Here is a 14,169-nt window from a genome sequence, read left to right on the forward strand (position 1 = left end):
CGATCCCCGCGGCCCACACGGTGGGGGAGCCGCTGCCCGAGCAGCCCGCCTCCGAGGCCGCCTCCGTCGTCGTGCTGGATCACGGGGCGGGCAACGTCCGCTCTGCGGTGCGCGCGCTCGAGGAGGCCGGCGCGCGGGTCCTGCTGACCAGGGATCCGGATCTGGTCCTGGGCGCCGACGGCCTCGTCGTCCCCGGGGTCGGGGCCTTCGAGGCCGTGGCCGACGGGCTGCGCGCGATCGGCGCCGTCCGGCTGATCGAGCGGCGCCTGATGGGCGGCCGGCCCGTGCTCGGCATCTGCGTCGGCCTGCAGGTCCTGTTCGACCGCGGGGTCGAGCACGGCGTCGAGACCGAGGGGCTGGCCCAGTGGCCCGGCGTCGTCGAGCGGCTGGACGCCCCCGTGGTCCCGCACATGGGCTGGAACACCGTCGAGCCGCCCGGGACCACGGTCCTGTTCGAGGGCCTGGAGCACGAGCGCTTCTACTTCGTGCACTCGTACGCCGTGCAGCGCTGGGAGTTCCAGCAGAACAGCGAGCACATGCTCCCGCCGCAGGTGACCTGGTCGCAGCACGGCGGCCGCTTCATCGCCGCGGTGGAGAACGGCGCGCTGTCGGCCACGCAGTTCCACCCGGAGAAGTCGGGCCGCGCGGGCCTGCAGCTGCTGCGCAACTGGCTGGCCACGCTGCCTCGCACCGGCCGCCTGGATGCGGCCCTGGCCGAGCGCGACGCGCAGCGCTCGGCCGCGCAGCCGGCCGGGGCCGCCCCCGGTGAGATCGCGCCGGAGGACGGGGCGGCACGAGGCGACGGGAGGTCCGCGTCATGAGCTGGGCCGTCATCGTCATGGCGCTGGGGGCCTTCCTGGCCGGCGGCGCCTACTCGTTCCACCAGCAGGGCTTCCCCCGCTACACCGTCGTCATCCTCGCCGTCGCCGCCCTGGCGCTGATCGTCTACGGCGCGTTCGCCTGGATCACGGGCGCCCGGGCCTGACGCCCGAGGTCCGACCACGACCGCGTCCCACCGCACCGCCGCAGTCTGCGCGCGCCGAGCCCCTCGGCCGAGCAGCGGATCCCCAAGGAGAGCAATGACCGAGAACCAGAACCCGGACGAGCCGGCCGCCCCGCGGCTCGAGCTGCTGCCGGCCGTCGACGTCCGCGGGGGGCAGGCCGTGCGCCTGGTCCAGGGCGAGTCCGGCTCCGAGACCGGCTACGGCGACCCCCTCGAGGCCGCGCAGGCATGGCAGGATGCCGGGGCGCAGTGGCTGCACCTGGTGGACCTCGACGCCGCCTTCGGCACCGGGGACAACATCGACGTGCTCACCCGCGTGGCCCGCTCGCTGTCGCTGCGGATCGAGATGTCGGGCGGGATCCGCGACGACGCCTCCCTGGAGCGCGCCCTGTCGCTCGAGCCCGCCCGCATCAACCTCGGCACCGCCGCGCTCGAGGATGCCGAGTGGACCCGCCGCGTCATCGCCGAGCACGGCGACCTCATCGCCGTCGGGCTGGACGTGCGCGGCACGACGCTGGCCGCCCGCGGGTGGACGCAGGAGGGCGGCGACCTCTGGGAGGTGCTCGAGCGCCTCGAGGACGACGGCTGCGCGCGCTACGTCGTGACCGATGTGACCAAGGACGGCACGCTCCAGGGTCCGAACACCGAGCTGCTGCGGCAGGTCGCCGAGCGCACGGGCAAGCCCGTCGTGGCCTCCGGCGGGATCGCCTCGCTCGACGACATCGCCGCCCTGCGCCGTCTCGTGGGAGCGGGGGTGGAGGGCGCCATCATGGGCAAGGCCCTCTACGCGGGACGCTTCACCCTCGAGCAGGCCCTGGACGTCGCGGGACGTCCGGGGGCCTGAGCGATGGGCCCCGCGCACTCCCGCGATCACGACGAGCCGCAGGAACCGCACGGCACCGGACGTGCCTCGGGCTCCCGGGGCGCGGCCGAGGCCGGGGCGCAGCGCGAGCTGCCGGCCCACATCGCCGCGCAGCTGCGCTCGGCCGGCGGCTCGGCGGACACCGGAGGCCAGCCGTGGCAGGGCCGGGACCTGGCCCACGGCCACCGGCACCGCTTCTCCGGCGACGAGGGCCGGCCCGATCCCGCCCTGGAGCGCGCCCTGAGCGACCGGCTCGCGGGCGCCGCCGACGAGGCCGACGTCGTGGCCGCCCTGGCCGGGGCCCGGGTCTTCGTCCCGGTCATGGCCGAGGTCTCCGCCAGCACGATCACCGATGACGGCCTCGTGGCGGACAAGGAGGCCGACATGGCCCTCGTGACGCTGCAGTCGCGCTCCGGGCGGAAGGCGCAGCCGGTGTTCTCCTCGGACTCGGCCGTGGGGCGGTGGCACGACGGGGCCCGCCCCGTCGCTGCCGACGCCCGCCGAGTGGCCCTGGCCGCCGTCAAGGACGGCGCCCAGCTGCTCGTGCTCGATCCGGGGTCGCAGGCGCCCTTCGTCGTGCGGCGGCCCGCGCTGTGGGCGATCGCCCAGGGGCGGGTCTGGACCCCGAGCTATCGCTCCGACGAGGTCTCGCGCGCGGTGCTCGATGCCGCCCTGGGTCTGCCCGGCGTCGCCGGGGCGCACGTGCGTCGCGGGCGCGGCGCGGATGCGCCCCTGGACAGGGGCAGCTCGGTGCCCGGCGGCGGGGAGGGCCCGGAGCTGACCGCGGTGCTCGAGCTGCTGCCCGGGCTGGACCGGTCCCAGCTCGAATCGCTGGTCGGCGCCTTCCAGACAGAGCTGTCGCAGCACGCGGTCGTGGCCGAGCAGGTCGACAGCCTCGAGGTCTCCCTGGAGACCCTGGCCGTCTGAGGACCCGCGGAGCCCCGCGGGCGGGAGGCCGGGCGCGGCTCAGGCGTAGACCGGGCCGGTGAACTTCTCGCCGGGGCCCTGCCCGGGCTTGTCCGGGTAGGGCGAGGCCTCGCGGAAGGCGAGCTGCAGGGTGCGCAGCCCGTCGCGCAGGGGGCCGGCGTGCTGCGAGCCGATCTCCGGGGCCGCGGCCGTGACGAAGCCCGCCAGGGCGGTGATGAGCTTGCGGGCCTCGTCGAGGTCCTTGAGCGCCTCGGCATCGGGGCCCTCGGCCAGCCCGCACTTCACGGCGGCGGCCGACATCAGGTGGACCGCCGACGTCGTGATGACCTCGATCGCGGGGACCTCGGCGATGTCGCGGACCTGCTGGGAGACGGCGTCCAGCGCCTCCTGGGACAGCGTGCCGCTCGGCTGCTCGCCGTGCGCCGGCTCCCCGGCCTGCTGCGGATCGCCGTCGTGTTCGCGGCCGGTGCGGTCGCCCCCGGCCGAGCCGTCGAAGCGGAAGGTGCTCTCTGGAGTCATGGCCCCAGCCTAGGCGGTGGCCCGCAGCAGGAGCTCATCGGCCCGCACGGACCCCTGTCCGGCGGGCCCGGAATGGTGTAGGATCTTCGGCAGTGTGCAAGCGGAGGTGACTCCCACCCGCGCGGACGGCGGCCGAGAGGCCGATCGGGTCCCCGGGTCAAGACGACGCAGTGCGTCCGCGCCGCCGAGCAGAAGTGCTCGCGGCCGTCCCGCGACGGGACGGACCGGTGCCAGCCGGTCACGACGCAGCAGCCTCCGCTCGCCCTGGGCAGCGGAGGCTTTTTCGTTGCCATCCGCGCCAGGGCGCGGGCCGACGGGCGCAGCCCGCACGGACCGGCGCCGGAGAACGCCGGAGCCCACCGGCACGACTGATTCAGGAGCAGAGCATCAGCGATCCACGCATCAATGAGAAGATTCGCGTCCCGGAAGTCCGACTCGTCGGACCCGCGGGCGAGCAGGTCGGCATCGTCCGCGTCGAGGACGCCATGCGACTGGCGCGCGAATCCGATTTGGATCTGGTTGAGGTCGCCCCCACCGCCAAGCCGCCCGTGGCCAAGCTCATGGACTTCGGCAAGTACAAGTACGAGGCGGCGGTCAAGGCGCGCGAGTCGCGCAAGAACCAGTCGAACACGAGCCTCAAGGAGGTCCGGTTCCGACTGAAGATCGACGACCACGACTACGAGACCAAGGTCGGCCACGCCAAGCGCTTCCTGGGCGAGGGCGACAAGGTCAAGGCCATGATCCAGTTCCGCGGCCGCGAGCAGTCGCGTCCGGAGATGGGCGTGCGCCTGCTCGGCAAGCTCGCCGAGGACCTGGAGGAGTACGGCCAGGTCGAGTCCAGCCCCCGCCAGGACGGCCGCAACATGGTCATGGTCCTCGGTCCGCTGAAGACCAAGTCGGAGGCCAAGTCGGCCGCCCGCCGCGCCAAGGAGTCCGAGCCTGCCGAGGAGAGCCGTCTTCCGATGAAGACGAAGTCCTCCCGGCGCGATCGCGAGCGCGACGCCCGCGATGCCGGGGTCCCGGCCACCGGCGACGCCGAGAACCCGCTGCCCGTCGGCGGGAGCTCGATCGGGGAGTCGATGCCCGAGGAGCTGCGCCAGCTCGCGGCCGCGAAGTTCGAGGTGCCCGAGGGCGCTCCGCCCATGAAGGTCTCGGAGGACCAGCCGCCCGTCGTGCTGCCCAAGGAGGACAAGCGCGAGCCCCGCGGCGGCGGCCGCGGCCGGCAGGGCGGCGGCCCCCGGTCGAATGATCGCGGCTCGGACCGCGGCGGACGCCCGTCCGGCGGGTCGGGGCGTCCGTCCTCGGGCCGCCCCGACTCGAGCTCCTCGCGTCCCGGCGGCTCGGGCCGACCGGCCTCCTCGGGCCAGCGCTCGGACTCGAGCCGGCCCCCGCGCTCGACCTCCGGGACCCCGCGGCCGGCCTCGGCCCCGCAGCGCTCCGGCCAGGGCGGCTCGCCGCGCCCGAGCGGCGGACCGCGCCCCGCGGGCGGCCCCGCGCCCAAGCCCGGATCGGCGCCCAAGCCGGGGTCCGCGCCCAAGCCGGCGCCCAAGCCCGGTGCCGCCCCCAAGCCGGGGCCCAAGCCGGGCCAGTGAGCGCCCGGCTCTGACACAGAGCTTCGATCCGCGTCCTGTCCCCGGGGCGGGACGCGGATCGGCGACCACGGAGCCGTCGTCGCATCACGACGACGGACCAGACCAGGCCGCCCCCCAGGGCGGCGCACCGCGACAGCGGTGAGACCGACAGCAAGGAGACGGCCCACCATGCCGAAGATGAAGACCCACTCGGGTGCCAAGAAGCGCTTCAAGATGACGGGTTCGGGCAAGGTCAAGCGCCAGCAGGCCAACCGCCGCCACTACCTCGAGCACAAGTCCTCGCGCCTGACCCGCCGCCTCGCCGGCGACAAGATCCTGGCCCCGGGCGATGCCAAGGCCGTGAAGAAGATGCTCGGCCGCTGAGCCGGGGCATCCCGCCAGAACATCCGCTGACGGCCCTGCCGCAGCACCCCTGAACATCGAGCGGCCCCGGCGACCACCGGACGCGAGCCGCTCCCGCACCGAAGGAGCACGCACATGGCACGTGTGAAGAGGGCGCTCAACGCCCACAAGAAGCGTCGTACGACCCTGGAGATGGCCTCCGGCTACCGCGGACAGCGTTCGCGCCTGTACCGCAAGGCCAAGGAGCAGGTCCTCCACTCGTACACCTACAACTACGATCACCGCCGCTCCCGCAAGGGCGACTTCCGCCGCCTGTGGATCCAGCGCATCAACGCGGCGTCCCGCGCCCAGGGCCTGACCTACAACCGCTTCATCCAGGGCCTCAAGGCCGCCGATGTCGAGGTCGACCGCCGCATGCTGGCCGAGCTGGCCGTCAACGACGCCCCCGCGTTCAACGCGCTCGTCGAGGTCGCCAAGAAGAACCTCCCCGCGGACACCTCGGCTCCGCGCAGCGCCGACGCGGCCTGAGCCCGCTTCCGAGCGTGAGCATCCCGCAGCGCCTCGCCGACTCCGTGCTGACCAACCCCGGCTCCGACCGGGTCCGGTCGGTCGCGGGACTGGCGAGGCGCTCCGCGCGCTCCCGGACCGGGCGCTTCCTGGCCGAGGGCCCGCAGTGTGCGCGCGAGGCGCTGCGGGCCCATCTGGGCGAGTTCGCCTCACCCCGGCCGGAGACCGGCGTGGTCGAGGCCCTCTACCTCACCGCCGCCGCACTCGAGCGGCATCCCGACATCGCCGAGCTGACCGAGCGCCTGCTCGAGCCCGCGGCCTCCCCGAGGGCCTTCGTGCGCTTGGTCTCCGACGAGGTCCTGCACGCGATGACCGATGCCGAGCACCCGCAGGGGATCGTGGCCGTGTGCCGCATCCCGCAGCCGAGCTGGGAGCAGATCCTCCGGAGCGGCCCCCGGCTGGTGGCCGTCCTGTGCCGGGTGCAGGACCCCGGCAACGCCGGGACCGTCCTGCGCGCGGCCGACGCCGCGGGCGCCGACGCCGTCGTGCTGACCGCCGGGTCCGTGGACCTGCACAACCCCAAGACGGTGCGCTCCACGGCCGGCTCGCTCTTCCACCTGCCCGTGCTGGCCGGGGCCGATCTCGCGGACCTGGAGCCCGGACGGATGCAGGTGCTGGCCGCCGACGGCTACGGAGCCCTGGATCTCGACGTCCTCCAGGACGCCTCGGCCGCCGGGCTCCCGGCGGCCGTCGACCTCGCCCGGCCCACCGCATGGCTGTTCGGCAACGAGGCCCAGGGTCTCTCGGAGGCCGAGAAGGCCAGGGCCGCCCACGGGGTCGCCGTCCCCCTGCACGGGGCGGCTGAGTCCCTCAACGTCGGCACCGCCGCGACCCTGTGCCTCTACGCCTCCGCGCGGGCGCAGCGCCGCAGCACCTCAGCTGCCGCAGGGGCAGCCGCGGCATCGACGGCCGCACGGCCCGCGGAGGCCCCGCGGTCATGAGCCCTGCACCGTCGTCCTTCCCCGCCGAGCACCGGTTCCGCACGCAGGTGGTCGGGGCGGCCCTGCTCGACGACGCCGAGAGCCCCCGGCGGATCCTGGCCGCCCGCAGGGCCTACCCGGAGGCCCTGCGCGGGCTGTGGGAGTTCCCCGGAGGCAAGGTCGAGCACGGGGAGTCGCCGCAGCAGGCGCTCGTGCGCGAGTGCCGGGAGGAGCTCGGCGTCGCGATCCGGCTGCTCCGGGAGATCGAGGGGCCGCATCCGCAGGGCTGGCCGCTCGGCGGGGCGGCGGCCATGCGGGTCTGGACCGCGGTCGTCGTCGAGCCCGGGCAGGAGCGCGTCCCGCTGCCGGGCGGCCCTCGTCCCGAGGGCTCCGATCACCTCGAGCTGCGCTGGATCCCTGCGGAGCAGCCCGAGGAGGAGGGGCAGGAGCTGGCGTGGATCCCCGCGGACCTGCCGATCCTGGCGGCCGTGCGGGAGGGCGTGCGCGGCCGAGCCGCCTGAGCGGGAGGCCCCCGGCCGGGGACTAGACTTGCACCGCCCGTGCTGCTCGAGCCGGGCGCCGAACCGACCCCGAGAGCGAAGGCATCTGTCGCACATGTCTGAGAGCACACCGGAGGGCGGGCCCGAGCGGGCGCCGTCAGCCGCAGCCGAGGCCGATCCGGTGGGCAGCGGGACCGCCCCCACCGTGACGGACATCGACCCCACGGACGAGCAGGGGGTCGAGCGGGCGGTCGCCGAGGCGCTGAGCGCGGTCGAGGCCGCCTCCGACCTCGAGCAGCTCAAGGCCGTGCGCCTGGCCTTCGCCGGAGACAGGTCGGCCCTGGCCCTGGCGAACCGGAGGATCGGCTCGCTCGACAAGTCGCAGAAGGCCGCCGCCGGCAAGCTCATGGGCCAGGCCCGCGGACGGGTGAACAAGGCCGTCGCCGCGCGCACCGAGGTCCTCGAGGCCGAGCGCGCCGAGCGCATCCTCGTCGAGGAGGCGGTGGACGTCACCGCGGCCGGCAGCCGCCGGCGCCTGGGCGGGCGCCACCCGCTGAGCACCATGATGGAGACCGCCCAGGACATCTTCGTGGGCATGGGCTGGGAGGTCGCCGACGGCCCCGAGGTCGAGTCCGAGTGGTTCAACTTCGACTCCCTGAACTTCAAGCCGGACCACCCCGCCCGCGAGCTGCAGGACACGTTCTTCGTCGATCCGCCCGAGGCCCACCTGGTGCTGCGCACGCACACCTCGCCCGTGCAGATGCGCGCCCTGCTCTCGCGCGAGCTGCCGGTCTACGTCGTGGCCCCCGGGCGCGTGTACCGCACCGACGAGCTCGATGCGACCCACACCCCCGTCTTCCACCAGGTCGAGGGCCTGGCCGTCGACGAGGGCCTGACGATGGCGGATCTGAAGGGCACGCTCGAGCACTTCGCGCGCCAGATCTTCGGCCCCGACGCGAGGATCCGCCTGCGTCCCAACTACTTCCCGTTCACGGAGCCGTCCGCCGAGATGGACGTGTGGCATCCGCAGGCCCAGGGCGGCCCGCGATGGATCGAATGGGGCGGCTGCGGCATGGTCCACCCCAATGTCCTGCGCGCCGCCGGCATCGACCCCGAGGTCCACTCGGGCTTCGCCTTCGGCATGGGCATCGAGCGCACGCTCATGTTCCGCAACGGGGTCCCCGACATGCACGACATGGTCGAGGGCGACATCCGCTTCAGCCAGCACTTCGGAATGGAGGTCTGAGATGCGTGTTCCGCTGTCCTGGCTGCGCGAGTTCGCGCCGCTGCCCGAGGGAGCCGCGGCCGAGCAGCTGCTGGAGACCATGGTCTCCGTCGGCTTCGAGGAGGAGGAGGTCATCCGCCCCGGCGACGAGCTCTCCGGGCCGATCGTGGTGGGGCAGGTCCTGTCCCGCGAGCCCGAGGAGCACTCGAACGGCAAGACCGTGAACTGGTGCTCCGTGCGCGTGGTCCCGGAGGGCCAGGAGCAGACCCTGAGCGGCGAGGGGATCGATCCCTCGGGCGTGCAGGGCATCGTCTGCGGCGCCCACAACTTCGAGGTCGGCGACAAGGTCGTGGTGACCCTGCCCGGGGCCGTGCTGCCCGGCGACTTCCGCATCAGCCCCCGGAAGACCTACGGCCACGTCTCGGCCGGCATGATCGCCTCGGTGCGCGAGCTCGGCATCGGCGACGACCACGACGGCATCCTCGTGCTCGGCCGCCTGGGGCTCGATCCGGAGGTCGGGACCGACGTCCGCGAGCTGCTGCACCTCGACGAGTCGGCGGCCGACATCAACGTGACGCCGGATCGCGGCTATGCCCTGTCCCTGCGCGGCGTCGCCCGCGAGTACTGCCACGCCGTGGCCGCGCCGTTCCACGATCCCGTGCCGCCGATCGCCGAGCGCGCGCCGCAGCCCTCCGATTCCGCGTTCCCGGTCGTGCTCGCCGACGAGGCGCCGATCCGCGGCGGCGACGGCTGCACGCGCTTCGTGACCCGGATCGTGCGCGGCATCGACCCGAGCCGCCCCACGCCGGTGTGGATGTCCACCCGGCTGCGCCTGGCCGGCGTCCGCTCGATCAGCCTGCCCGTGGACATCTCCAACTACGTGATGCTCGAGCTCGGCCAGCCGCTGCACTTCTACGACCTGACCCGCGTGGCCGAGCAGATCACCGTCCGCCGCGCACGCGAGGGCGAGCAGCTGACCACGCTCGACGGCCGCAAGCGCTCCCTCGACGTCGAGGACCTGCTGATCACGGATGCGACCGGCCCGATCGGACTGGCCGGGACCATGGGCGGCGAGTTCGCCGAGGTCGGCGACGGGACCGTCGACGTGCTCGTCGAGGCCGCCTGGTTCGATCCCGTGTCCATCGCGCGCACCGCCCGCCGCCACCGCCTGCCCTCCGAGGCCTCGCGGCGCTTCGAGCGCGGCGTGGACCCGCAGATCCAGGCCGCGGCCGCCCAGCGCGCCGTCGAGCTGCTCGTCGAGCTCGCCGGCGGCACCGCCGGCGAGGAGGCCGGCGACGTCCGCGTCGAGGACCGGTCCGCGCACGAGCCGATCCGCCTGCGTGCGGATCACCCGGCCCGACGCGTCGGGGTGGACTACCCGCGGGAGCGGATCGAGGCCCTGCTCACCGAGATCGGCTGCGCGCTCGAGACGCTGAGCCCGGCGGCGGAGGTGTCGCAGGAGCCCAGCGCCGAGCTCGAGGACGGCTGGCTGGTGACGCCCCCGAGCTGGCGCCCCGACCTCGTGGCCCCCGAGGACCTCGTCGAGGAGATCGCCCGGCTGGACGGCTACGACAGGATCCCGTCGCGGCTGCCCGTGGCGCCTCCCGGGCGGGGACTGACCCCGGAGCAGATCGGCCGGCGGCGCGTCCTGGACGCCCTGGCGGCCGCCGGGCTGACCGAGGTCATGGCCTACCCGTTCACCGCCCAGCCCGACAACGACCTGTGGGGCGCGGACGAGGCCGGCACCGAGGTCCCCTCGGTGCGCCTGGCCAACCCGATCTCGGAGGCGCGCGGCGTCCTGCGGGCCTCGCTGATCCCCGGCCTGCTGGAGGTCCTGCACCGCAACCGCTCCCGCGGCTTCCGCGACGTGCAGCTGTTCGAGTCCGGGCTGGTCTTCCTGCCCGGCGCCCAGCTCGGCACGGGCGCCATCCCGCCCGTGGGGGAGCGCCCCTCGGAGCAGGTCCTGGCCGACCTGAGGGGCGGCATCCCCGATCAGCCGCGGCACGTGGCGGCGGTCTTCGCCGGCGACGACGCCCCGGCGGCCCCCGGGCTCGCGCCGCGGCCCCTCGGCTGGCAGGACGCGCTGGATGCGGCCCGTCTCGTGGGCGACGTCCTGGGGGTCGAGCTGTCGGTCGAGCAGGGCCGGCACCAGGCCTTCCACCCCGGTCGCACCGCCGTGCTGCGCGTGCCCTCCGGGCAGCTCGTCGGCACCGCGGGCGAGCTGCATCCTCAGCTCGTCGCGCGGCAGAGCCTGCCCGAGCGCACGAGCGCCATGGAGCTGGATCTCACGGCAATCCTCGCGTCCCGCGCCGGTGCCGTCGAGGCGCAGGCCTTCAGCGTCCAGACCCCGGCCACGCAGGACGTCGCGCTCGTGGTCGACGCCTCGCTGCCGGCGGCCGAGCTGCTCGCCACGATCCGCGAGGGCGCCGGCGAGCTCGCGGAGGACGTCCGGGTCTTCGATGTCTATCAGGGCGAGCACATCGAGGCCGGGAAGAAGTCGGTCGCGCTCGCGCTGCGGTTCCGGGCCCCCGACCGGACCCTGACCGCGGACGAGGCCTCCGAGGCGCGCACCGCCGCCGTCGAGCTGGCCGCAGCGCGGCACGGGGCGGTCCTGCGCGCCTGAGCGGCCCGCCCCGGACCGCACCCGAAACCCCACCACCCTGTCGCCGGCCCCCGCCGGCGCGGGAGGAGAGCAGATGAGCACGGACCACGACCCCGATGCCCCCGACCCCCGGGACGACGACGGCAGCCGGCGCCTGCGGGCGACGGGCCGCCGCGGAGACGGCGCCGGCTCGGCGTTCCGGGACGCGTTCTCCCTGCGCGGAGGCACGGACGCCGCCCCCGAGGGCGATCCCCTGGAGGACTTCGACGCAGCGGGAGGAGAGGAGCCGCGCACCGCGTGGCCCCCGGTCATCGCCGCGGTCCTCGGGGTGGTCCTGGCGCTGCTGCTGGCCATCTGGTCGTACTCCGCGTTCCAGCGCGGCGAGCAGCTGCAGGGCTGGGCGAACCGGACGTGGGCGGTGCAGGGCGCCTACACCGACATGACCCACGACCTGCAGGCCCAGACGTACAACCCCAAGTACGCGGTCACCCTGCCCGACGACCCGGAGATCGCCGAGCAGCGCTTCGACAACGGCCTGCAGGATCCGTTCACCCCCGAGGCGGGGGACACGGTCGAGGTCCGCGGCGAGGGCCGCGGGGCCTCGCCGGAGGACTTCGATCAGGAGGTCGACGTCCTGCTCGGCATCGAGGACGGGGAGCTGCAGGTGCTCTCCACCGAGGACGCCGGCTCCCTGGGCTCGGGCATCACGGACCGCAGCGTCTCGCAGGAGCGCACGAAGGGCACCGTCCTGGCCGTGGGCTCCGTGCTCGCCCTGGGTGCCGGGATCGCCGCGGCGGCCGCCCTGCGCCGCCGCGGTCGGCGCTGAGCCGAGCGGCTCCGCATCCGGAGCCGAGCTGAGCGGTGCGGGGGTCGGCGGCGCCGGGCCGGGGGCGGCCGACAGGGAGAGCGCCGAGGAGGGGCCGTGCCGATCCGCAGCGGATCGGCACGGCCCCTCGTGCATGCGCGCGTCGGCCTCAGAAGGTGAGCAGCAGCTTGCCCTGCGTGCTGCGGGACTCCAGATCCCGGTGGGCCCGAGCGGCGTCGTCGAGCGCGTAGGTGCCCCCGACCCTGATCCGCAGCCCGTCGTCGATGGCCTCGAACATCTCCCGGGCCCGCCAGTCGCGCTCCTCCCGGGTCTGCATGTAGGCGTTGAGCGACGGCCGCGTCACGTACAGCGAGCCCATCGCATTGAGGCGCTGGAGGTCGAAGGGGGGCACCTGCCCGGAGGAGCCGCCGAAGAGCACGACCATGCCGCGCAGATGGACCGCGGCCAGCGACTCGTCGAACGTGGCCCGGCCGACCGAGTCGTAGACGACGTCCGCGCCGCGCCCGCCCGTGATCTCCTCGACCCCGTCGGCGAAGCCCTCGTAGGGCAGGACGTGGTCGGCGCCCAGCGAGCGGGCCGTCTCGGCCTTCTCGGGGCTCGACGTCAGGCCGATGACCGTGGCGCCCTGGCGCTTCATGAGCTGGATGGCCACGCCCCCCACGCCGCCGGCCGCGGCGGTGATGACGGCCGTCGTGTCCGGGCCCACCGCGTAGGTCGAGCGGGTCAGGTAGTGCGCGGTGAAGCCCTGCAGCGGCAGGGCGCCCGCGGCGTCGTCGGAGACGGGCTCCGGGACCACGACCACCCGCTCGGCGTCCACGACGAACTGCTCGGCGTAGGTGGCCCGCCCCTGCGACGTGGTGATGCGCTGGCCGACCTCGAGCGAGTCCACGCCCTCCCCCAGGGCGATGATCTCCCCGCAGCCCTCGGTGCCCGGAGTGAAGGGCAGATCGACGTCGTAGACGCCCTCGCGCTGATAGGTCTCGATGAAGTTGACGCCGGTGCGCCGGGTGCGCACGAGGACCTGGCCGGGGCCGGGGGCGGGCTCCTCGACCTCGGAGACCGTGAGGACCTCGGGCCCGCCGTGCTGCGTGATCGTGATGGCGCGCATGCGCTGCTCCTCTCCCCGGCGGACGCGCCGCCGGTGTGCTCGTGCTCTCGAGCCTAGCGCCGCGCCCCGCGCCATCTGCATAAATATCGACATGAGTGCATAAAGTTGCGTAGGATGGCCGCATGACATTCACGGCAGCAGTCTCAGGAGCCAGCGGCTACGCCGGGGGAGAGATCCTCCGGCTGCTCATGGCGCATCCGGAGATCGAGATCGGGGCGGTCGCCGCGCACTCGACGGCGGGGCGGCGCCTCGGCGAGGTGCAGCCGCATCTGCACGGGCTGGCCGACCGGGTCATCGTCGATTCGAGCCTCGAGGAGCTCGCCGGCCACGACGTCGTCGTGCTCGCCCTGCCGCACGGGGCCTCCGCCGAGATCGCGGCCCAGCTGCCCGGGTCCACGATCGTGATCGACGCCGCTGCCGACCACCGGCTCGCCTCGGCGGAGGCGTGGGATCGCTTCTACGGCAGCGACCACGCCGGGACATGGCCCTACGGCCTGCCCGAGATGATCGTGGCCCCCGACGGCACCCGCCAGCGCTCGCGGCTGGTCGATGCGCGGCGCATCGCGATCCCGGGGTGCTACCCGACCGGCTCGCAGCTGGCGCTCGCGCCGCTGGCCGCGGCCGGGGCGATCGAGCTGCGCGACATCGTGATCGTGGCGGCCTCCGGGGCCTCCGGAGCGGGCCGGTCGCTCAAGCCCCACCTGCTGGGCGCCGAGGTCATGGGCGGGATGTCGCCCTACGGCGTGGGCGGCGTGCACCGCCACACCCCCGAGATCGAGCAGGGACTGGGCTGGGCCTCCGGACGCGATGACGTCGTCGTGTCCTTCACCCCCACGCTGGCGCCCATGCCGCGGGGGATCCTCACGACCGCGACCGCGCGCGCGGCCCAGGGGGCGACGGCGGAGTCCGTGCGCGCGGCTCTGCACCGGGCCTATGACGACGAGCCCTTCGTCCACCTGCTGCCGGAGGGGCAGTGGCCCGCGACCCAGGCCGTCCTGGGCTCCAACCACGTGCAGCTGCAGGTCGCCCTGGACGAGCGCGCCGGACGCGTGATCGTGAGCTGCGCGCTCGACAACCTCGTCAAGGGCACCGCCGGCGGCGCCGTGCAGTCCATGAACATCGCCCTGGGCCTCCCCGAGGACACGGGCCTGAACCAGCAGGGGGTCGCACCGTGAG

The 14,169-nt window shown here is 74.4% G+C and carries 15 protein-coding genes; 13 read left to right on the forward strand and 2 right to left on the reverse strand.

Going from position 1 to position 14,169, the window contains the following annotated elements:
- The first annotated feature begins 2 nt into the window (after window positions 1–2).
- From hisH to FSY66_RS09475, 4 genes are all read left to right on the forward strand, one after another.
- Complete coding sequence (gene hisH, locus FSY66_RS09465) at window positions 3–821, forward strand: imidazole glycerol phosphate synthase subunit HisH (protein WP_260853625.1); 819 nt, start codon at window positions 3–5, stop codon at window positions 819–821.
- Complete coding sequence (locus FSY66_RS12615; RefSeq protein WP_186304532.1) at window positions 818–985, forward strand: hypothetical protein; 168 nt, start codon at window positions 818–820, stop codon at window positions 983–985. The genes hisH and FSY66_RS12615 overlap by 4 nt, the downstream gene beginning before the upstream one ends.
- Window positions 986–1,079: 94 nt before the next feature.
- Window positions 1,080–1,847, forward strand: coding sequence for a bifunctional 1-(5-phosphoribosyl)-5-((5-phosphoribosylamino)methylideneamino)imidazole-4-carboxamide isomerase/phosphoribosylanthranilate isomerase PriA (gene priA, locus FSY66_RS09470; protein ID WP_144794180.1), 768 nt, complete (start codon window positions 1,080–1,082; stop codon window positions 1,845–1,847).
- Window positions 1,848–1,850: 3 nt separating this feature from the next.
- Window positions 1,851–2,792 carry an SseB family protein gene (locus tag FSY66_RS09475; protein WP_144794183.1) on the forward strand — a complete coding sequence of 314 codons (942 nt, stop codon included), beginning with the start codon at window positions 1,851–1,853 and terminating at the stop codon, window positions 2,790–2,792.
- Between the two features lie 39 nt (window positions 2,793–2,831).
- On the opposite strand, the gene FSY66_RS09480 is transcribed toward FSY66_RS09475, so the two are convergent.
- A complete protein-coding gene (locus FSY66_RS09480; protein WP_144794186.1) occupies window positions 2,832–3,311 on the reverse strand; it encodes a DUF1844 domain-containing protein in 480 nt (159 codons plus the stop codon).
- A 227-nt stretch (window positions 3,312–3,538) separates the two neighbouring features.
- Between FSY66_RS09480 and infC the strand changes: the two genes are divergently transcribed.
- The 8 genes from infC (at window position 3,539) to FSY66_RS09520 (ending at window position 11,885) form a co-directional block, all read left to right on the forward strand.
- Window positions 3,539–4,903, forward strand: coding sequence for a translation initiation factor IF-3 (gene infC, locus FSY66_RS09485; protein ID WP_472650220.1), 1,365 nt, complete (start codon window positions 3,539–3,541; stop codon window positions 4,901–4,903).
- A 168-nt stretch (window positions 4,904–5,071) separates the two neighbouring features.
- Window positions 5,072–5,266, forward strand: coding sequence for a 50S ribosomal protein L35 (rpmI, locus tag FSY66_RS09490; protein WP_144794189.1), 195 nt, complete (start codon window positions 5,072–5,074; stop codon window positions 5,264–5,266).
- Between the two features lie 114 nt (window positions 5,267–5,380).
- Entirely contained in the window at window positions 5,381–5,773 is a 393-nt protein-coding gene (gene rplT, locus FSY66_RS09495; RefSeq protein WP_144794194.1) for a 50S ribosomal protein L20, read from the forward strand.
- Window positions 5,774–5,787: 14 nt separating this feature from the next.
- Window positions 5,788–6,753, forward strand: a complete 966-nt coding sequence (locus tag FSY66_RS09500; RefSeq protein WP_144794198.1) for a TrmH family RNA methyltransferase — start codon at window positions 5,788–5,790, stop codon at window positions 6,751–6,753.
- Window positions 6,750–7,253, forward strand: coding sequence for a (deoxy)nucleoside triphosphate pyrophosphohydrolase (locus tag FSY66_RS09505; RefSeq protein ID WP_144794201.1), 504 nt, complete (start codon window positions 6,750–6,752; stop codon window positions 7,251–7,253). The genes FSY66_RS09500 and FSY66_RS09505 overlap by 4 nt, the downstream gene beginning before the upstream one ends.
- 94 nt (window positions 7,254–7,347) lie before the next feature.
- Window positions 7,348–8,478, forward strand: coding sequence for a phenylalanine--tRNA ligase subunit alpha (gene pheS, locus FSY66_RS09510; RefSeq protein WP_260853620.1), 1,131 nt, complete (start codon window positions 7,348–7,350; stop codon window positions 8,476–8,478).
- A 1-nt stretch (window position 8,479) separates the two neighbouring features.
- Window positions 8,480–11,080 (forward strand): phenylalanine--tRNA ligase subunit beta, encoded by a 2,601-nt coding sequence (gene pheT / locus FSY66_RS09515; RefSeq protein WP_144794205.1) that lies wholly within the window; start codon window positions 8,480–8,482, stop codon window positions 11,078–11,080.
- A 73-nt stretch (window positions 11,081–11,153) separates the two neighbouring features.
- Complete coding sequence (locus FSY66_RS09520; protein WP_144794208.1) at window positions 11,154–11,885, forward strand: hypothetical protein; 732 nt, start codon at window positions 11,154–11,156, stop codon at window positions 11,883–11,885.
- A 148-nt stretch (window positions 11,886–12,033) separates the two neighbouring features.
- On the opposite strand, the gene FSY66_RS09525 is transcribed toward FSY66_RS09520, so the two are convergent.
- On the reverse strand, window positions 12,034–12,993 hold the full coding sequence (locus FSY66_RS09525) for a quinone oxidoreductase family protein (protein ID WP_144794211.1): 960 nt from the start codon (window positions 12,991–12,993) through the stop codon (window positions 12,034–12,036).
- 122 nt (window positions 12,994–13,115) lie between these two features.
- Here FSY66_RS09525 and argC point away from each other — a divergent pair, with 122 nt between their 5' ends.
- Window positions 13,116–14,168: an N-acetyl-gamma-glutamyl-phosphate reductase gene (gene argC / locus FSY66_RS09530; protein ID WP_144794214.1), complete on the forward strand. Its 1,053-nt coding sequence runs from the start codon at window positions 13,116–13,118 to the stop codon at window positions 14,166–14,168.
- Window position 14,169 lies beyond the last annotated feature (1 nt).

The sequence above is a fragment of the Kocuria palustris genome, assembly GCF_007666205.1.
Classification (GTDB): domain Bacteria; phylum Actinomycetota; class Actinomycetes; order Actinomycetales; family Micrococcaceae; genus Kocuria; species Kocuria palustris_A.